At 68.2% G+C, this 16,661-nt stretch carries 22 protein-coding genes and 1 tRNA gene; 9 read left to right on the forward strand and 14 right to left on the reverse strand.

Annotation, left to right across the window (positions count from 1 at the left end):
- Window positions 1-31 precede the first annotated feature (31 nt).
- On the reverse strand, window positions 32-733 hold the full coding sequence (locus SJY26_RS03020) for a Crp/Fnr family transcriptional regulator (RefSeq protein WP_396594682.1): 702 nt from the start codon (window positions 731-733) through the stop codon (window positions 32-34).
- A 104-nt stretch (window positions 734-837) separates the two neighbouring features.
- Between SJY26_RS03020 and SJY26_RS03025 the strand changes: the two genes are divergently transcribed.
- The 4 genes from SJY26_RS03025 to SJY26_RS03040 all read left to right on the forward strand — a co-directional run bounded on the left by SJY26_RS03025 (window position 838) and on the right by SJY26_RS03040 (window position 2,645).
- The gene (locus tag SJY26_RS03025) at window positions 838-1,137 is read left to right on the forward strand and encodes a 4a-hydroxytetrahydrobiopterin dehydratase (RefSeq protein ID WP_396594683.1); all 300 of its coding nucleotides are present in this window, start codon (window positions 838-840) and stop codon (window positions 1,135-1,137) included.
- Window position 1,138: 1 nt separating this feature from the next.
- Window positions 1,139-1,927 (forward strand): SDR family oxidoreductase, encoded by a 789-nt coding sequence (locus SJY26_RS03030; RefSeq protein WP_396594684.1) that lies wholly within the window; start codon window positions 1,139-1,141, stop codon window positions 1,925-1,927.
- Window positions 1,928-2,130: 203 nt separating this feature from the next.
- A tRNA-Arg gene (locus tag SJY26_RS03035) sits at window positions 2,131-2,207 on the forward strand.
- A 48-nt stretch (window positions 2,208-2,255) separates the two neighbouring features.
- The gene (locus SJY26_RS03040) at window positions 2,256-2,645 is read left to right on the forward strand and encodes a hypothetical protein (RefSeq protein ID WP_396594685.1); all 390 of its coding nucleotides are present in this window, start codon (window positions 2,256-2,258) and stop codon (window positions 2,643-2,645) included.
- A gap of 25 nt (window positions 2,646-2,670) precedes the next feature.
- Here SJY26_RS03040 and SJY26_RS03045 read toward each other — a convergent pair whose 3' ends face one another.
- From SJY26_RS03045 to SJY26_RS03070, 6 genes are all read right to left on the reverse strand, one after another.
- Entirely contained in the window at window positions 2,671-3,252 is a 582-nt protein-coding gene (locus SJY26_RS03045; protein ID WP_396594686.1) for a DUF1989 domain-containing protein, read from the reverse strand.
- The gene (gene gntA, locus SJY26_RS03050; RefSeq protein ID WP_396594687.1) at window positions 3,242-3,940 is read right to left on the reverse strand and encodes a guanitoxin biosynthesis heme-dependent pre-guanitoxin N-hydroxylase GntA; all 699 of its coding nucleotides are present in this window, start codon (window positions 3,938-3,940) and stop codon (window positions 3,242-3,244) included. The genes SJY26_RS03045 and gntA overlap by 11 nt, the downstream gene beginning before the upstream one ends.
- Window positions 3,937-4,893 (reverse strand): L-histidine N(alpha)-methyltransferase, encoded by a 957-nt coding sequence (gene egtD / locus SJY26_RS03055; protein ID WP_396594688.1) that lies wholly within the window; start codon window positions 4,891-4,893, stop codon window positions 3,937-3,939. The genes gntA and egtD overlap by 4 nt, the downstream gene beginning before the upstream one ends.
- A gap of 135 nt (window positions 4,894-5,028) precedes the next feature.
- The gene (moaB, locus tag SJY26_RS03060; protein ID WP_396594689.1) at window positions 5,029-5,583 is read right to left on the reverse strand and encodes a molybdenum cofactor biosynthesis protein B; all 555 of its coding nucleotides are present in this window, start codon (window positions 5,581-5,583) and stop codon (window positions 5,029-5,031) included.
- Between the two features lie 25 nt (window positions 5,584-5,608).
- Window positions 5,609-6,634: a GTP 3',8-cyclase MoaA gene (gene moaA / locus SJY26_RS03065; RefSeq protein ID WP_396594690.1), complete on the reverse strand. Its 1,026-nt coding sequence runs from the start codon at window positions 6,632-6,634 to the stop codon at window positions 5,609-5,611.
- Window positions 6,635-6,687: 53 nt separating this feature from the next.
- Window positions 6,688-6,951 carry a hypothetical protein gene (locus SJY26_RS03070; RefSeq protein ID WP_396594691.1) on the reverse strand — a complete coding sequence of 88 codons (264 nt, stop codon included), beginning with the start codon at window positions 6,949-6,951 and terminating at the stop codon, window positions 6,688-6,690.
- Between the two features lie 152 nt (window positions 6,952-7,103).
- Between SJY26_RS03070 and SJY26_RS03075 the strand changes: the two genes are divergently transcribed.
- The 5 genes from SJY26_RS03075 (at window position 7,104) to SJY26_RS03095 (ending at window position 11,237) form a co-directional block, all read left to right on the forward strand.
- Window positions 7,104-7,592 carry a cell wall hydrolase gene (locus SJY26_RS03075; protein WP_396594692.1) on the forward strand — a complete coding sequence of 163 codons (489 nt, stop codon included), beginning with the start codon at window positions 7,104-7,106 and terminating at the stop codon, window positions 7,590-7,592.
- Window positions 7,593-7,681: 89 nt separating this feature from the next.
- Window positions 7,682-8,503, forward strand: coding sequence for a cytochrome b/b6 domain-containing protein (locus SJY26_RS03080; RefSeq protein WP_396594693.1), 822 nt, complete (start codon window positions 7,682-7,684; stop codon window positions 8,501-8,503).
- Window positions 8,500-9,267 (forward strand): molybdopterin-dependent oxidoreductase, encoded by a 768-nt coding sequence (locus SJY26_RS03085; protein WP_396594694.1) that lies wholly within the window; start codon window positions 8,500-8,502, stop codon window positions 9,265-9,267. The genes SJY26_RS03080 and SJY26_RS03085 overlap by 4 nt, the downstream gene beginning before the upstream one ends.
- Before the next feature lie 134 nt (window positions 9,268-9,401).
- A complete protein-coding gene (locus SJY26_RS03090; RefSeq protein ID WP_396594695.1) occupies window positions 9,402-10,601 on the forward strand; it encodes a divergent polysaccharide deacetylase family protein in 1,200 nt (399 codons plus the stop codon).
- A gap of 153 nt (window positions 10,602-10,754) precedes the next feature.
- Complete coding sequence (locus SJY26_RS03095) at window positions 10,755-11,237, forward strand: RNA pyrophosphohydrolase (protein ID WP_396594696.1); 483 nt, start codon at window positions 10,755-10,757, stop codon at window positions 11,235-11,237.
- On the opposite strand, the gene SJY26_RS03100 is transcribed toward SJY26_RS03095, so the two are convergent.
- From SJY26_RS03100 to atpA, 7 genes are all read right to left on the reverse strand, one after another.
- Window positions 11,218-11,469 carry a DUF1272 domain-containing protein gene (locus tag SJY26_RS03100; protein WP_396594697.1) on the reverse strand — a complete coding sequence of 84 codons (252 nt, stop codon included), beginning with the start codon at window positions 11,467-11,469 and terminating at the stop codon, window positions 11,218-11,220. The two genes, SJY26_RS03095 and SJY26_RS03100, sit on opposite strands and share 20 nt — an antisense overlap.
- Before the next feature lie 8 nt (window positions 11,470-11,477).
- Window positions 11,478-11,807 carry a DMT family transporter gene (locus tag SJY26_RS03105; protein ID WP_396594698.1) on the reverse strand — a complete coding sequence of 110 codons (330 nt, stop codon included), beginning with the start codon at window positions 11,805-11,807 and terminating at the stop codon, window positions 11,478-11,480.
- 197 nt (window positions 11,808-12,004) lie between these two features.
- Window positions 12,005-12,328 (reverse strand): YnfA family protein, encoded by a 324-nt coding sequence (locus tag SJY26_RS03110; protein WP_396594699.1) that lies wholly within the window; start codon window positions 12,326-12,328, stop codon window positions 12,005-12,007.
- Between the two features lie 19 nt (window positions 12,329-12,347).
- Complete coding sequence (locus tag SJY26_RS03115) at window positions 12,348-12,617, reverse strand: ATP synthase F1 subunit epsilon (RefSeq protein ID WP_396594700.1); 270 nt, start codon at window positions 12,615-12,617, stop codon at window positions 12,348-12,350.
- A gap of 2 nt (window positions 12,618-12,619) precedes the next feature.
- The gene (gene atpD / locus SJY26_RS03120; RefSeq protein ID WP_396594701.1) at window positions 12,620-14,170 is read right to left on the reverse strand and encodes a F0F1 ATP synthase subunit beta; all 1,551 of its coding nucleotides are present in this window, start codon (window positions 14,168-14,170) and stop codon (window positions 12,620-12,622) included.
- Between the two features lie 41 nt (window positions 14,171-14,211).
- Window positions 14,212-15,090 carry a F0F1 ATP synthase subunit gamma gene (locus SJY26_RS03125; RefSeq protein ID WP_396594702.1) on the reverse strand — a complete coding sequence of 293 codons (879 nt, stop codon included), beginning with the start codon at window positions 15,088-15,090 and terminating at the stop codon, window positions 14,212-14,214.
- A gap of 29 nt (window positions 15,091-15,119) precedes the next feature.
- Window positions 15,120-16,655: a F0F1 ATP synthase subunit alpha gene (atpA, locus tag SJY26_RS03130; protein WP_396594703.1), complete on the reverse strand. Its 1,536-nt coding sequence runs from the start codon at window positions 16,653-16,655 to the stop codon at window positions 15,120-15,122.
- Window positions 16,656-16,661: the final 6 nt, after the last annotated feature.

Below are 16,661 nucleotides of genomic sequence, written 5' to 3' on the forward strand. Positions count from 1 at the left end.
CCGGGTGTCGAGGTCGCGCCCGGATGCCGCGTCAGGCCGCGATCGGCCGGGGAACGCCCAGATCCTTCATCACCCCCCGCAGCAGGCCATAGCAGCCACAGGCGGCCTGCTCGAGCGCCTCGCGCTCCAGCACCTCAACCCAGCCGCGCCCGCGCCGGATCAGGTGCCGGTCCTCGAGGACCGCCCCCACTTCCGAGACGGTGGCGCGCCGGACGCCCAGCATCCCGGCGATGTCGGCCTGGGTCAGGGCGAACCGGTCCCCGTCAGCCCGGTCGTGCAGGGTCAGCAGCCAGCGCGCCAGCCGTTCGTCCAGCCGGTGCTGGGCATTGCAGGCGGCGGTCTGCTGGACCTGGGCGAACAGGCTCTCGGTGAATTTCGCCAGGGCCATCCGCAGCGTCTCGCTCCCGGCCAGGGCCTCGGCAAAGGCGTCCGCCGGGCAACAGGCGGCCGATCCCGCCAGCTGGGCGATGGCGCGGCTGGAGGCCCGACCATTCATGGGGCCACAGGTCACCCCGACCAGACCTTCGCGCCCGATGGCGGCGGTCTCCACCATCCGCTCCTCGGACAGCACCGTCATCAGGGACACCACCCCCTCCAGCGGAAACCAGACGTCCTCCACCGGCTCTCCGGCCTCATACAGGACCTGTCCCTGGGTGAAGCGGCGCTCGGTCAGATGGGGCTCCAGCCGGGCCCGGTCGGGGGCCTCCAGGGCAGCGATCCACAGATTGCTCATGACAAACCTCAAGCGGCGAACGGCGACGCTGTCCAACGTCAAGCGTGACCGTGGGTTCCCCGACGTGACCTTGCCGCGCCCCCGAACGGGGGCTAGGCCAAGGCATGAGCCAGACCCTTTCGCCGACCGAGACCGTCGCCGCCCTGCCGGGGTGGAGTGTCGCGCCCGGAGACCGCCCCGCCATAGTCCGGGCCCTGAAGTTCCCCGATTTCAGCGCCGCCTTCGCCTTCATGACGCGCGTGGCCCTGAAGGCCGAGACGATGGATCACCATCCCGAGTGGTCCAATGTCTACAACCGCGTCGAGGTGCTGCTGACCACCCATGACGCGGGCGGGGTGACAGAGCTCGATCTCACAATGGCGCGGTTCATCAACGACGCTGCGATATCCCTGGGAGGGGAATGACATGAACAGACCCGGACGCGTGGCCGGCAAGGCCGCCCTGATCACCGGTGCGGCCGGGGGGCTGGGCGAGGCCATGGCCTGGATGCTGGCGCGCGAGGGATCGAAGGTGGCCCTCAGCGACGTCAATCTGGCCGGGGTCCAGGCCCTGGCCAAGGCCATCAATGCCGAGGTGCCGGGCTCGGCCTTCGCCTATGCGCACGATGTGGCCGATGAGCAGGCCTGGATCGATGTGATTGAGGCCAGCGTAGCCGACATGGGTTCGCTTTCGATTCTCGTGAACAACGCCGGCATCGGCGGCGATCTGAAGTTCGTCGAGACCGACACGCTCGAGAACTGGCGTCGGGTCCAGGCGATCAACATCGAGAGCATCATGCTGGGCTGCAAGCACGCGATGAAACATCTGCGCGACGCCGCTCCGGCCTCGATCATCAACATCTCTTCCGTGGCCGGCCTGGCCGCCGCGCCCGGCATGGGGGCCTATAACGCGACCAAGGCGGCGGTCTGGATGTACACCAAGACCGTCGCGCTCGAGGCCGCCAAGATGGACTGGAACGTCCGCTGCAACTCGGTCCACCCGGTCTTCATCAAGACGCCGATCCTCGACCCCTTCATCGCCATGGCCGGCGGCGACGAGAAGAAGGCCCACGAGCGGCTGACGCGCGGCATCCCGCTGAAGCGGATCGGCGAGCCCGACGATGTCGCGTACTGCGTGCTCTACCTGGCGTCGGACGAATCGAAGTTCGTCACCGGGTCCGAGTTCAAGATCGACGGCGGCATGCTGGCGCAGTGATCAAGGGGCGCTAACGCTCGGCTCGCGGAGCCTCGCTGCTTGAGCGCAACGTGCGTGGGGCGCTAGCGCTCGGCTCGCGGAGCCTCGCTGCTTGAGCGCGGTGGCGCACCGGTCGATCTGGTGGCTTCACCCCGCCTTTCGGGATTGAGGCCGCCGCTGACCTGCTGTAAGGCCCTTCGTCCGGCCGCAAGGCCGACGCGGATGCACCCGTAGCTCAGCTGGATAGAGTACTGCCCTCCGAAGGCAGGGGTCAGAGGTTCGAATCCTCTCGGGTGCGCCATTTCCTCCAGATCATGGAAGCCCCTCCGGGCCTCGCCTTCGAGACCTTGTGACAGGCCACCTCCCCCGTAAACTCCCGGCCGTTCTGCGCGCGATCGCGGCGAGCGCCTTCGCCATGGCCGCCTATGTCCTCGTCGCCCTGTGCACGGGTTGGGTCGTTTCGGCGCTTCTCGGGCCCATGGGCTATGTCTGGCCCCGTTTTGCCATCGAGGCCGCGATGTCTACCGGCGTCGGCATGCTCGCCAGCTGGTGGCTGACAAATGCCCTGTTCGCCGGCCGGTCCGGAAAGGTGATCTTCGCGACCTTCGCCGGCGCGGTCGTGCTGATCGCTGTCGCGGGGCGGGACAGTTCCATCAACTGGCTGCATACCGGCCAGGCCCTGCTGCTTGTCGGCCTCGCCTGGGTCCTGTTCTGGCCCCGACGCGATCCTGCCGGGTGACGGGGGCGGCCCCGGTCGCAACGCTTCAGACGATCTCGTAGTGAATCGGCTTGAAGGCGTGGTTGTTGGACTGGAGGGCTGAACAGGCCGTCAGGCCGATGATCAGGTCCATTTCCGCCTCGAACACGGTGAAGTCCCCGGCCTTGCTGAGCGGCGGCTCGACCGTGAAGGCCCCCGTAGTGCCGTCGACCGGCACGTTCATGAAGACGTTGAAGGCCGTCGGGATCTGATCCGGGACAATGCCGTACGGTTCGAGCGCCGCCGCCAGATTGCCGAAACAGCCGCGGTGCGGATCGGTGTCGCCATAGATGATGCGGAAGGTGTCGGCGGAGCAGGGCGTCAGCAGGAAGTCGTGCCGCCCGACCCGGTCCTCGCCGATCCGCAGCATGACGTTGGACCGGTTGGAATACAGGGCGTCCCCGGTCGTCAGATAGATGCGGTTGGCATAGTCCAGCGTCCGGCCGGAAGACAGGACCTCGCCGGTGTCGTGGCGGTTGAAGGCCAGAAGGTCGCTGACCTGCTCGCCCCGGGGATCGATGACGCGAAGCCGCTGGCCGGCCTTCAGCTCGAAGGCGACGCCCGAGCGCGGCGGGATTTCATGCGGCATGGCGCGACTTTCCGTTGGCGGGAACGATGGGGCAGGCCCAGGCCGGTTCGACCGCGCGGCCGCTGTACTGGCGCGCCTCGGAGGTCTCGCCATGGCGGGCCAGCATGGGGTTGACGCTGCCGGCCAGGGTCAGGTCGCGGTCGAGGATGCTGGCGCGCAGCTTCTCATACGTCCCCGCCTCGCGCAGCAGTTCGAACTGGCGGTGCAGGTTGAAGACGATGGCCGGGGTGCGGAAACGGCGGGCCGGCCGGCTGGCCCCCGGGTGCATGCCAACCGCGAAGAAGGCCTCGCCGCCGAAGCTGAGCGAGAAATGCGGGCTGTCGGGGTCCGGATTCACCGTGGGGTCATAGGGGACGCCCTGAAACGCATCCTTGTCGGCCAGCGACTGGATGCGGGCCCACATGGCGCGCTCGAACCCGAGCTCGTCCAGATCGTCAGGCCCCTCGAACAGGACGACGAAACTCTGGAACAGCGTCGGATCGACCGCGAACCGGCGGGCGGCCCCGAACAGGCCCGGATGAATGCGGAGATCATCCCAGGTGGAGGTAATGTCGCGGGCGACCACGATCTCCATCTGGCTGCGCGACAGGGCGGACTTGGCCCCGACGCAGGGGAAGGCGCGGTCCTGCACGAACTCTTCGAATTCGCGGGCCAGCGGGTGGTCATTGGACGGGACAGTGGCGGTCACGCGGCGCTCCGGTTGGTCAGCAGGTGGATCGAGGCCAGCTGGTCCCGGTCGGTCCAGGCGGTGACGGATCGCCACCCGGCGCGGGCCGCGAGGGCGGCGAAGGCCTCGAGCGAATATTTGTGGGAGTATTCGAGGATGATCGGCTCCCCGGCCGGCAGGTCGAACCCCTGCCCCGCCACGGTCACCGACAGGTCGCGCATGGGATAGATGGCGGCCTCGATGCGCCGGTGTTCCGCGTTCCAGGTGGCCTCGTGGCGGAAATCGGCCTGGTCGAGGGTCGTGCCCAGTTCGCGGTTCATGCGCTGGAGAATGTTCAGGTTGAAGTCCCAGAGCGGGCCGCCGGGGTCGTTGTAGGCCTCCACCAGCCGGGCGGGGTCCTTGTCCAGATCAACGCCCGCGAGGAACCAGCTGTTCTCCCCCAGCAGCCCATGCATCCGCTGCAGGAAAATCTCGCTGTTGGCGGGCAGGAAGTTGCACAGGGTCGTGCCCAGAAAGGACCCGAGAACCGGCCCATCCTTGACGCCGGCAGGCAGATCGAAATCCCGGGTGTAGTCGGCCGCAACCGGCAGAACCTCCAGCGCCGGATAGTCCGACCGGATAGCGGCCGCCGCCTCGATCAGCTGGGCTTCCGAGATCTCGACCGGCACATAGCGGGCCAGATCCGGCATGGCGTCCAGCAGGGTGCGCACCTTCCAGCTGGCTCCGCTGCCCAGTTCCACCAGCGCGCCGCCGTCGCCGATCCTCTCACCGATCTCGTGCGCGTGGGCCTCAAGAATCTCCAGCTCGGCCCGCCCGACATAGTAGGTGTCGGAGGCGACGATGTCCTCAAACAGGGCGGCTCCGCGATCGTCATACAGCCATTTGCTGGCGAACCGGCGGGGCCTCAGGGTCAGCCCCCGGGCGACGGAGGCCTCGAAATCCAGATCGGCGAGATTGGGTTCATCCTCGAACAAGGGGGCAGCATCCTGGGCGGCAGACGGGGCTCACGCGGGCAAAACCGCCGGCGTGCGGTCATCAACCCGCCTGTCCCCGGATCGTTGCCTGACCCGACATTTTGCCCGCCGCCTTCGCCCGGAGGTCCGGAGGGATCAGCGCTCCAGCAGCCGGGGCATGATCTCGACGAGGTTGCAGGGGCGGTGGCGGCTGTCCAGCTGCCAGCGGATCACCTGGTCCCAGCCATCGCGGACGGCCCCATTCGAGCCCGGCAGGCAGAAGACGAAGACCCCGTCGATGATCCCCGCCGTGGCGCGGGACTGCAGGGTCGACAGGCCGATGGTCTGGTAGCTGACGGTGTGGAAGATGACGGAAAAGCCGTCGATCCGCTTGTCGAACAGGGGCTCCAGCGCCTCGGGCGTGACGTCCCGGCCGGTCAGGCCGGTGCCCCCCGTGGTCAGGATCACATCGACGGCCCCTGACGCGATCCAGTCCCGGACCCGGGCGCGGATGGCCGCGATATCATCCGGAACGATCGCCTTGTCGACACAGACGTGCTCCGCGGCCGCGATCCGCTCGGCCAGGATGCCGCCCGAGGTGTCGCTGTCCTCATCGCGTGTGTCGGACACGGTCAGGACCGCGATCCGGACGGGGGTGACGGGCTGGTCGGTGAGCAGCCGGCCGCCGGGGGCTGGAAGGATGTCGGACATAACAGGGGCTCCGGTCTGGGCGGTGTCAGCCGCCGGTCATCGACATGGGGCGGGCGACGGCGGGGCCCAGTCCGGCCCCGATGCGGAAATCGTGGCGACCCGGCTTTCTGGCCACGATGGCGCGAATGGCCTCGACCACCGGCGCGTCATCGGGCCCCGACCGCAGGACCTGACGCAGGTCGGCATGGGTCTCCTGACCCAGACACGGATACAGCCGGCCGGTGCAGGTGACCCGGATCCGGTTGCAGGTGTCGCAGAAATTGTGGGTCATGGGGGTGATGAACCCCAGGATGCCGCCGGTCTCCCCGACCCTGACATAGCGGGCCGGGCCGCTCGTGCGCCGGGCCAGGGGCGTCAGGGTCCGGCGCGCCTCCAGCGTCTGGCGCACTTCGGTCAGGGACAGGAACTGGTCGGTGCGGTCGGCCCCGATCTCGCCCAGAGGCATGGTCTCGATCAGGGTGATCTCCAGCCCCCGGCCATGGGCCCAGTCGATCAGGGCCGGCAGCTCGGCCGCATTGTCCTGCCGCAGGGCCACGGTGTTGATCTTGACCGCGATCCCGGCCGCGGCGGCGGCGTCCAACCCGGCCAGCACCCGCTCCAGCGCGCCGCCCCGGGTGATCCGGCGATAGGCGTCGGGGTCCAGCGTATCCAGCGACACATTGATCCGCCGCACCCCCAGATCGGCCAAGGCCTGCGCATGATCCGCCAGATGCGAGCCATTGGTGGTCAGGGTCAGCTCATCAAGGTCCCCGGACGCCAGATGCCGCGACAGGCGGGCGACCAGATCCATGAAGCCCTTGCGGATCAGGGGCTCGCCCCCCGTCAACCGCAGCCGGCGCGTGCCCAGACCGATGAAGACCGAGCACAGCCGGTCCAGCTCGGCGATCGTCAGCAGTTCGTCGCGCGGCAGGAAGGTCTGGCGCTCGGCCATGCAGTAGGTGCAGCGCAGGTCGCAGCGGTCGGTCACCGAAACCCGCACATAGTCGACGGTGCGACCCAGAGGATCGACCATCGGGGCAGCGGCGGGGCTTGGCATCGGCGCGACCGTCATGGGGTGAGCATAACGATCGTCGGGGCGCAGCAAAGAGCCCCCCGGCGGCCGGGTCAGTCCAGACCATCCTCGGTGACGACATGATCCCGGCCGGCCGCTGCCGCCTCGGCGGCCAGCTGGTCCTGGACCAGATGCCAGCGCCGCAGCCGTTCGAAATCGATCGCATGTTCGGGCGCGGCGTCCAGCCATTCCGTGAAGGCCTTGCGCTGGGCGCGATAGTCGGGCGCGGCCGGGTCCGGCACGGGCGGAACCTGGGGCAGCCGGCTGGCGACTTCGGGCGGGATGGGGAAGTCCCCCGAAGTGGTCGAAAGAATCATCGGCAGCGGCCTTCGGCAAGAACGTCCGCTATCGGGATAGCGCGGCTTGGGGGGCGGGCGCCACCTTTCGGGCCACCGAACGTTGTTCACAGGATTGCCCTTATATCGCCAGGCTCCCGATGCGGAATAGCCGATGAGACGGAGAGAGTTCCATGAACAGGATACAGACAGGTCTGGCAGGCGGTCTGCTGACCCTCATGCTGAGCGCGGGCATGACAGGTGCGTCCAACGGGCAGGTCGCCACGCAGGACCCGGTGGCGGCCCTGCTGCCCCCGGCCCCCGCACCGGCTGATCCCGCACCGGCGGTCAATGACGGAGAGGCCTGGCACCGGGCCCCCGACCAACAGCAGGATCCGGCCGAGCTGCGGGTCACCCGCGCCCTGAACGACGAGATCCTGCAGCGCAATCTGCTGGCCGAAAGCCAGGAGCGGGCCGATCGGGCGGCCTTCGAGGCGGAACGGGCCCGGTATGAGGCGGAGGCGACGCGCGCCCGGGAGGCGCAGCTGGCTTATGAGGCGGCCCTGCGCGAGGCCGAAGCGGCCCAGCGGCGCTGGGCGATGGACCGGGCCCAATGGGAAGCCGATATCCGCGCCTGCGAGGGCGGGGACAGGACCCGCTGTCCCGTCCGGGTGCGGCCGTAACTCTTTCCTCTTCCCGGCCGTATCCGCCCTGGGGCGGTTTGCACGCGCAGCGACGCCGTGACACCGTGCGGGCGCGACAGGGGAGATGAATGACGGTCGAGACCATCGATGACGGCCCGCCCGGCGAGGCCGAAGGCAACGCGCCCCATGCCGATCGCCCCCTGCCGGATGGCCGGATCGATACCTGGCGTCATCCGCCGCTGGTCCGGGTCAGCCACTGGCTGAACGTCGCCGCCGTGGTCATCCTGATCATGAGCGGCCTCAATATCCTGCTGGCCCATCCGCATCTGGACTGGGGCCCGGACACCAATTTCGGCGATCACTGGCTGAGCATTCCCCCGATCCCGAACTGGCTGCTGCTGCCCCAGGGGCGGAACCTGGCCGAGGCGCGCCACTGGCATTTCTTCTTCGCCTGGGTCTTCGTGATCAACGGCCTGATCTATCTGGCCTACGGATTTCTGACCCGGCGTTTCGGCCGGCGGCTGTGGCCGACGAAGATCGATCTTGCCGGCTTCTGGCCCTCGGTGAAGGAACACGCACGGCTCCATTTCCCCAAGGACGAGGAGGCGCGGACCTACAACGTCATCCAGAAGCTGACCTATGTGGCCATGATCCTGATCGTCCTGCCGATGATGCTGATCACCGGCCTGTCGATGTCGCCCGGGTTCAACGCGATCGGTGGGATCCTGCTGGACCTCATGGGAGGCCGTCAGTCGGCGCGGACCCTGCACTTCATCTCCGGCGGCCTGATCGTCGGCTTTATCGTGATCCACGTCGGCCTCGTGATCTGGACCGGCTTTTTCAACAACATGCGGGCCATGATCACCGGCTGGTTCGTGCTCGAGCCCACGCCGGCCGCGGTCGAGCCACCCCCGGCCAGTCCGCGGCCTCGCGAGGGAGATCCGTCATGACCGCCACGCTCGACCGTCGCTCGTGGCTGGCCCGGGCCGGCGCGGCCATCGGCGTCATCGCGCTCTCCGCCTGCGAACGCGGCGTGGCATTCAGTGAACGACTGAGGGTCTCGGCCGAGGCCCTGACCTATCGCTCGCAGCGGCTGCTGATCCCGCGCGAGGCCCTGGCCCCCGAGTATGATGCCCGGCTGATCTCGCCCTTCTTCAAGCCGAATGGCTCCATCGATCCGGCGGCGGCAGACTATGTGGCGCTGCGGGACGGGGGCTTTGCCGACTACCGGCTGGAGGTCACCGGTCTGGTGGAGCGGCCCCTGTCGCTGTCGCTCGACGAACTGCGCGCCCGCCCGGCCCGGACCCAGATCACCAAACACGACTGCGTCGAGGGCTGGACCGCCATCGGGCAGTGGACCGGGGTCCGGCTGGAGACCCTTCTGGACGAGGCGCGCCTGAAGCCCGAGGCCCGCTACATCGTGTTCCACTGCTATGACGCCCTGACCCAGACCGAGGACGGGCCGCGCTACTATGAGAGCATCGATCTGGTCGATGCCCGTCACCCCCAGACGATCCTGGCCTACGACATGAACGGCGAGGTCCTGGGCGTGCCCAACGGGGCCCCCTTGCGGCTGCGGATCGAACGCCAGCTGGGCTACAAACAGGCCAAATACATCCGCCGGATCGAGGCGGTGGAGAGCTTTGCCGACATCCAGGGCGGCAAGGGCGGTTACTGGCCCGACCGCGGCTACGAATGGTACGCCGGGATCTGATCGACCGGTCCCTCGCGCGGAAATCATGGCTAACGCCGCGTTAGGCTTTCTTAACCGCCCCCCGTTCATACTCCGGGGCGAAGATCACCGTCCGGAATCCGTCCGGTCGTCTGTTCGCCGAGCGTCCACAGTCCATGTTCGCCAAACGCCAGTCCGCCCTCGCTGCCGCCGCCGGCACTGCCCCTTCCGGCAAGGGGCTGAAGCTTGACCTCAAGCCCGTGGCCGGCTGGCTGAAGAAGCCGCCCGTCGCCGTGGGTGCGGCCGGCCTGCTGCTCATCGCCGCCGTCGCCCTGTTCATGACCGTGCTGGGCGACCCCCGGGCCGGTGCGCCGTCCGCGCGGGTCAGTCTGAAACGCGAAGCCCCGGTGGAAGCCCCGGCCCCGAGCGGGCTGGAGGCCTTCAGCATGGGGGGCTTCGCCGCCTGGCAGGGCCTGTCCGGCGATCCGATGCTGGATCCGTCCGGTGCGGCCGGCGGCGAGGCCCTGATCACCTTGCCGGACGGCGCGACCGTGGCGGGCGGCTCGGCCATCGCCGCGCCCCGGATCGAGGCCCGGCCCCTGGCCCCGGCCCCGATCGCGGGCCTCAGCCAGCCCGGGCCCCAGGGCGCACTTCCCGTCATCGCCACTGACGGCCGCGTCCCGGCCCAGGCCTATGCCCGGCCCTTCCAGTCGAACGGCAAGCCGCGCGTCGCGCTGATCGTCGGCGGCCTGGGTCTCAATGCCGTGACCACCCGCGCCGCCATCGAGCGCCTGCCCGCCGAGGTGACCCTGAGCTTCGTGCCCTATGCCGAGGGTCTGCAGGGCTGGATCGATCTGGCCCGGGCCCAGGGCCATGAGGTCATGATCGAGATCCCGATGGAGCCGACCGGCTATCCCAACAACGATCCCGGCCCCTACACCCTGCTGGCCAATGCGACACCCGACGACGTGGAATCGCGCATGAACTGGCTGCTGGGCCGCGCCACCGGCTATTTCGCGGTGACCAACTATCTCGGCGACCGGTTCGTGACCTCCGACGGGGCGATGTCGGCCTTCCTCGGCGTGCTGCGCCAGCGAGGCATCACCTTTCTGGACGACGGCCAGGCCCGCCGCCGGCCCGGGGCCTGGGCCCGCGCCAGCGCCGATGTGATCGTGGACGAGACCCAGACTCCGGCCGCCATCATCGGCCGTCTGAACGCGCTGGAGGCCTCCGCCAAGGCGCGTGGCTCGGCGCTTGGCACCGGCTTCGCCTATCCGGTGACGGTCGAGGCCGCCGCCCGCTGGACCGCCGGCCTCGACGCCCGCGGCCTGCAGCTGACCCCCGCCTCGGCGATGACGCAGCGGGCGGGGCGCTGACGCGCAGGCAGTAGGCAGTAGGCAGTAGGCAGTAGGCAGTAGGCAGTAGGCAGTATGGTGCGCTGGCTTGCGGCCGAGCGCCCATCCCGGCGGCCCGTCCGCAGCGTTCATTTCCCTTGCTTCCTGTTGCCTACTGCCTACTGCCTACTGCCCATGCCCGACTTCCCCCACCACCGCCCCAACGTCGGCGTCGTCCTGTTCAACGCCACCGGCAAGGTCTGGTACGGTCACCGTGCCGGCCAGGCGACCGGCCACGCCTGGCAGTTCCCGCAAGGCGGGGTCGACAAGGGCGAGGACCTTGAGGCCGCCGCCCGTCGGGAGCTTGAGGAGGAGACGGGCGTCACCTCCGTCGAACTGCTCGCGCGGACCGAGGGCTGGATCGTCTACGACTTCCCCGCCGCCCTGAAGCTGGCGCACAAGCTCAAGGGCCGAAAGCCCTGGGACGGCCAGAAACAGGTCTGGTTCGCCTTTCGCTTCACCGGGGCCGACAGCGAGATCGACCTGAACCGCCATGCCGAGGTCGAGTTCGACGCCTGGCGCTGGGGCGACCTGTCCGAAGCCTGCGACCTGATCGTGCCGTTCAAGCGCGACGCCTATGCGCAGGTGGTCGCCGCGTTCACGCGCTTCGCGCGCTGAGCCCCCGGGGCTCGCAGCCGGCCTTCAGCACCCGCTTGGTCGACGGCGGATATTTCTCCAGCAGCCGCGCCGGCCGGACCGGCCGCTTCACCAGCTCTCCGCCGCAGTTGAGGCAGACGTCCTCGACACAGTCGGCGCAGAAGGTGCATTCAAAGGTGCAGATGCGCGCATCCGGGCTGTCGAACGGCAGGTCCCGGTCGCAGCACTCACAGTTCGGTCGAAGCTCCAGCATACCGCAGCCTAGGCGATCGGCCCCTGCGGCGCCAGCCGCATGAGGACGATTCCGGCGAGGATCAGGCCGGCGGCTGCCACCCGCAGCGGATGGACCCCCTCGTTCAGCCACAGGACGCCGACGATGAAGGCCCCCACGGCCCCGATGCCGGTCCAGACGGTATAGGCCGTCCCCAGCGGCAGGGTCCGCATGGCCAGGGACAGCAGGGCGAAACTGACCCCCATGGTGCCCAGGGTGATCACACTGGGCCACAGCCGGGTGAAGCCCGACGACTGTTTCATGAAAAAGGCCCAGACCACTTCCAGCAGTCCGGCGACGACAAGATAGACCCAGGCCATGGTCGACGGCCCTCCTCTCAAAGGGCCGGGCCGTCCCGGGCTTGTCCCGTGGCCTCGGCCACGGTGGAGGACGTGGCCCCGCGCCCGGGGATTTGGGACAGCCGCATCCGCCGATCAAGCCCGTCTGGTCAGTTTGGCGAGGTTGGCGAGTTTATTGACCGGAATTTGGTCGGTTTGGCCACGCCTTTGGTCACCCCTCAGCCGCCCCGCGGGCCCAGCAGGATGACCGCCGCGCCGATCAGGCAGAGGCCGGCCCCGATCAGGTCCCAGCGGTCCGGCGCGCGCTGCTCGACCAGCCACAGCCACATCAGGGAGGCGGCGATATAGACCCCGCCATAGGCCGCATAGGCCCGCCCGGCCGCGTCGGCCTCCACCCGGGTCAGCAGCCAGGCGAACAGGATCAGGGACAGGGTGCCGGGCACCGCCCACAACGGCGACCGGTCCAGCCGCAGCCAGGCCCAGAACGCAAAACAGCCGGCGATTTCCGCGCCGGCTGCCAGAACGTAGATGAGACCGGTCACCTCAGGACCGCGACGACCGTCAGGCCGCCGCGACCTCGGTGGCGGCCTCAGCCAGGATGGTCAGGCCGTCCGGGGTCACATCAGCGAATCCGCCGCGCACGGTGAAGGTGCGCTTCGCATTGCCCGTGAACACGGTGACCGGTCCTTCGCGCAGGGCGGTCATGAAGGGTGCATGGGCCGGCAGGACGCCGAAGTCGCCCTCGACGCCCGGGGCATCGACCTGGTCCACGAGGCCGGAGAAGACCTCGCGTTCGGGCGACACCAGCGAGAAGTTGAGCTTGCCCGCCATGCTTACGCAGCGTCCGCGGCGAGCTTCTGGGCCTTCTCGACGGCTTCCTCGATGGTGCCGACCATGTAGAAGGCGGCTTCGGGCAGGTGATCGTACTCACCGGCGACGATGCCCTTGAAGCTGCGGATGGTGTCGGCCAGCTCGACGAACTTGCCGGGCGAGTTGGTGAACTGCTCGGCCACGAAGAAGGGCTGGGACAGGAAGCGCTGGATCTTGCGGGCGCGCGACACGACCAGCTTGTCGTCTTCCGACAGCTCGTCCATGCCGAGGATGGCGATGATGTCCTTCAGGGCCTTGTAGGACTGGAGCACTTCCTGGACCGAACGGGCGACCAGATAGTGTTCCTCGCCGATGACCAGCGGGTCCATGATCCGGCTGGTCGAGTCCAGCGGGTCCACGGCCGGGAAGATGGCCTGGGCGGCGATGTCGCGGTTCAGCACGGTCGTCGCGTCAAGGTGGGCGAAGGAGGCGGCCGGCGCCGGGTCGGTCAGGTCGTCGGCGGGGACGTAGATGGCCTGGACCGAGGTGATCGAGCCCTTCTTGGTCGAGGTGATCCGCTCCTGCAGATTTCCCATCTCGGTCGCCAGCGTCGGCTGATAGCCCACGGCCGAGGGGATGCGGCCCAGCAGCGCCGACACTTCCGAGCCGGCCTGGGTGAAGCGGAAGATGTTGTCGACGAACAGCAGGACGTCCTTGCCCTCCTCGTCGCGGAAATACTCGGCCTGGGCCAGACCCGTCAGGGCGACGCGGGCGCGGGCTCCGGGCGGCTCGTTCATCTGGCCGTAGACGAGGGCGCATTTCGACCCCTCGGTCGAGCCGCCATTCTTGGACGGGTCCGCGTTCACGTTGGACTCGATCATCTCGTGATACAGGTCGTTGCCCTCGCGGGTGCGCTCGCCCACGCCGGCCAGCACCGAATAGCCGCCGTAGGCCTTGGCGATGTTATTGATAAGCTCCTGCATCGTAACGGTTTTACCGACGCCGGCACCGCCGAACAGGCCGATCTTGCCGCCCTTGGTGTAGGGGCAGATCAGGTCGATGACCTTGATCCCCGTGACGAGGATTTCCGACGAGGTCGACTGTTCCTCGAAGCTGGGGGCCTCGCGGTGGATCGGGCGGTACATGGTCGTCTGGATCGGACCCTGTTCGTCGATCGGCGCGCCGACGACGTTCATGATCCGGCCGAGCGTGCCGGGGCCAACGGGGGCCAGGATGGAGGTGCCGGTGTCGGTTACCGGCTGTCCGCGGGTCAGGCCCTCGGTGGTGTCCATCGAGATGGTGCGGACCATGTTCTCACCCAGGTGCTGGGCGACTTCCAGCACCAGGGTGAAGGGCTCGCCCGTCTTCTGGTCGACGTTCTGGGTCTCCAGCGCGTTGAGGATCGCCGGCAGCTGGCCCGTGAACTCGACGTCCACGACGGCGCCGATGACCTGGGCGATCTTGCCCACGCCGGTGCCTGCCGAATAGGCGGCGTTACCGGTTGCGGCAGCGGCGGCCGGGGCCTTGGGCTTGCGGGGGGCGGCGGGCTTCTTGGGGGCGACGGTGTCGGTCATCGGTCGGGGTCCGTTTCGGTCTGTCTGTCAGGATCGGAGGATCAGAGCGCTTCCGCGCCGGCGATGATCTCGATCAGTTCGGTGGTGATCTGGGCCTGGCGCTTGCGGTTGTACTGCAGGGTCAGGCTGTTGATGAGGTCCCCGGCGTTCCGGGTCGCATTGTCCATGGCGCCCATCTGGGCCCCGAAGAAGCTGGCCTGGTTCTCGTACAGGGCGGCTAGGATCTGGGTCGTGACGTTGCGCGGCAGCAGGGTCTCGAGGATTTCCTCTTCCGAGGGCTCATACTCATAGACCGCGCCGTTCAGGTCGATCGGGGCCGCATCGCTGTCGACCACGGCCGGGATCAGCTGTTTCGGCGTCGGGACCTGCGAGATGACCGACTGGAAGCGGCTGTAAAACAGGGTGACCACATCGGCGTCGCCTGCCTCAAACCGCTCGGCGATCAGGGCCGCGATCGGCTCGGCCGCGGCCATGCCGATGACCTTATGGTCGCTCAGCTCGAAGGTCTGGATGATGCGGCTGCCGAACTGGCGGGTGAGACCGTCGCGGACCTTGCGGCCCACGGCGATGATCTTCACGTCCTTGCCGTTGGCGATCAGGGTGTTGATCCGGTCCTTCGCGGCGCGGATGACGTTGGTGTTGAAGCCGCCGGCCAGACCCTTGTCGCCCGTCGCCACGACGATCAGGTGCTTGTGGTCCGCCCCCGTCCCGGCCAGCAGCCGGGGCGCGTTGTCACCGGAGACGCCGGCCGCCAGATTGGCGATCACGGCGGCCATCTTGCGGGCATAGGGACGCGCGCTTTCGGCCTGGTCCTGGGCGCGCTTCAGCTTGGCCGCGGCGACCATGTTCAGGGCTTTCGTGATCTTCTGCGTGGACTTCACGCTTCCGATCCGATTGCGCATTTCCTTGAGACTGGCCATCGGGCGTTACTTTCTCAGCTTCCCGGGGCTCAGGCGAAGGTCTTGGCGAAGGCTTCGATGGCGGCCTTCAGCTCGGCTTCCAGCTCCTTGGACAGGGCCTTGGTCGACTTGATGGCGTCCAGCGTCGACTGGTGCGCCGAATGCATCCGGGCCAGCAGTTCGCTCTCGAAGCGGGCGATGTCGGCGACCGCGATGGCGTCCAGATAGCCGCGCGTCCCGGCATAGATGGACACCACCTGCTCCTCGACCGTCAGCGGCGAGTACTGGGGCTGTTTCAGCAGTTCCGTCAGGCGCGCGCCGCGGGCCAGCAGCTTCTGGGTCGAGACGTCGAGGTCCGAACCGAACTTGGCGAAGGCGGCCATCTCCCGGTACTGGGCCAGCTCGCCCTTGATCGAACCGGCGACCTGTTTCATCGCCTTGATCTGGGCCGAGGAGCCCACGCGCGACACCGAGATGCCGACGTTCACGGCCGGGCGGATGCCCTGGTAGAACAGGTCGGATTCCAGGAAGATCTGGCCGTCGGTGATCGAGATCACGTTGGTGGGGATGTAGGCCGACACGTCGTTGGCCTGGGTCTCGATCAGCGGCAGGGCCGTCATCGAGCCCGATCCATTGTCCGCGTTCAGCTTGGCCGAACGCTCCAGCAGGCGGCTGTGCAGATAGAAGACGTCGCCCGGATAGGCTTCGCGGCCCGGCGGGCGGCGCAGCAGCAGGGACATCTGGCGATAGGCGACGGCCTGCTTCGACAGGTCATCGTACACGATCAGGGCATGCATGCCGTTGTCGCGGAAGAACTCGCCCATGGCCGTGCCCGAGAACGGGGCCAGGAACTGCAGCGGGGCCGGCTCCGACGCCGTGGCGGCGACGACGATGGTGTATTCCAAGGCGCCGCGCTCCTCGAGCGTCTTGACGATCTGGGCCACGGTCGAGCGCTTCTGGCCGATGGCGACATAGATGCAGTAGAGCTTGTCGCCCTCGGCCGCGCCTTCGACGTTGATCGACTTCTGGTTCAGGATGGTGTCGATCGCCACGGCGGTCTTGCCGACCTGACGGTCACCGATGATCAACTCGCGCTGGCCGCGGCCGACCGGGATCAGGGTGTCGATGGCCTTGAGGCCGGTCTGCATCGGCTCATGCACGGACTTCCGGGGAATGATGCCCGGGGCCTTGACGTCGACGCGGCGGCGCTCGGTGAACTGGATCGGGCCCTTGCCGTCGATCGGCTCGCCCAGCGGGTTGACGACGCGGCCCAGCAGGCCCTTGCCGACCGGCACGTCCACGATCTCGCCCAGACGACGGACCTCGTCGCCCTCGGCGATCTGGGCATCGGCACCGAAGATCACGGCCCCGACGTTGTCGCGCTCGAGGTTCAGGGCCATGCCCTTCACCCCGGCCTTGGGGAATTCGATCATCTCGCCGGCCTGGACGTTGTCCAGACCGTGGATTCGGGCGATGCCGTCACCGACCGACAGGACCTGGCCCACGTCCGAGACGTCGGCTTCCACGCCGAAATTGGCGATCTGGGACTTGAGGATGGCCGAAATCTCGGCGGCGCGGATGTCCATGGTCGG

The sequence above is a fragment of the Brevundimonas sp. R86498 genome (genome assembly GCF_044598075.1).
Taxonomy (GTDB): domain Bacteria; phylum Pseudomonadota; class Alphaproteobacteria; order Caulobacterales; family Caulobacteraceae; genus Brevundimonas.

Coding starts and splice junctions, on each gene's coding strand:
- SJY26_RS03100 (WP_396594697.1), bottom strand. CDS start 11,469: ATGCTGGAGCTTCGACCGAACTGTGAGTGCTGCGACCGGGACCTGCCG.
- atpD (WP_396594701.1), bottom strand. CDS start 14,170: ATGACCGACACCGTCGCCCCCAAGAAGCCCGCCGCCCCCCGCAAGCCC.
- SJY26_RS03025 (WP_396594683.1), top strand. CDS start 838: ATGAGCCAGACCCTTTCGCCGACCGAGACCGTCGCCGCCCTGCCGGGG.
- SJY26_RS03125 (WP_396594702.1), bottom strand. CDS start 15,090: ATGGCCAGTCTCAAGGAAATGCGCAATCGGATCGGAAGCGTGAAGTCC.
- moaA (WP_396594690.1), bottom strand. CDS start 6,634: ATGACGGTCGCGCCGATGCCAAGCCCCGCCGCTGCCCCGATGGTCGAT.
- SJY26_RS03105 (WP_396594698.1), bottom strand. CDS start 11,807: ATGGCCTGGGTCTATCTTGTCGTCGCCGGACTGCTGGAAGTGGTCTGG.
- SJY26_RS03115 (WP_396594700.1), bottom strand. CDS start 12,617: ATGGCGGGCAAGCTCAACTTCTCGCTGGTGTCGCCCGAACGCGAGGTC.
- SJY26_RS03020 (WP_396594682.1), bottom strand. CDS start 733: ATGAGCAATCTGTGGATCGCTGCCCTGGAGGCCCCCGACCGGGCCCGG.
- SJY26_RS03095 (WP_396594696.1), top strand. CDS start 10,755: ATGCCCGACTTCCCCCACCACCGCCCCAACGTCGGCGTCGTCCTGTTC.
- SJY26_RS03085 (WP_396594694.1), top strand. CDS start 8,500: ATGACCGCCACGCTCGACCGTCGCTCGTGGCTGGCCCGGGCCGGCGCG.
- SJY26_RS03045 (WP_396594686.1), bottom strand. CDS start 3,252: ATGCCGCATGAAATCCCGCCGCGCTCGGGCGTCGCCTTCGAGCTGAAG.
- SJY26_RS03075 (WP_396594692.1), top strand. CDS start 7,104: ATGAACAGGATACAGACAGGTCTGGCAGGCGGTCTGCTGACCCTCATG.
- SJY26_RS03070 (WP_396594691.1), bottom strand. CDS start 6,951: ATGATTCTTTCGACCACTTCGGGGGACTTCCCCATCCCGCCCGAAGTC.
- SJY26_RS03090 (WP_396594695.1), top strand. CDS start 9,402: ATGTTCGCCAAACGCCAGTCCGCCCTCGCTGCCGCCGCCGGCACTGCC.
- moaB (WP_396594689.1), bottom strand. CDS start 5,583: ATGTCCGACATCCTTCCAGCCCCCGGCGGCCGGCTGCTCACCGACCAG.
- SJY26_RS03080 (WP_396594693.1), top strand. CDS start 7,682: ATGACGGTCGAGACCATCGATGACGGCCCGCCCGGCGAGGCCGAAGGC.
- SJY26_RS03030 (WP_396594684.1), top strand. CDS start 1,139: ATGAACAGACCCGGACGCGTGGCCGGCAAGGCCGCCCTGATCACCGGT.
- atpA (WP_396594703.1), bottom strand. CDS start 16,655: ATGGACATCCGCGCCGCCGAGATTTCGGCCATCCTCAAGTCCCAGATC.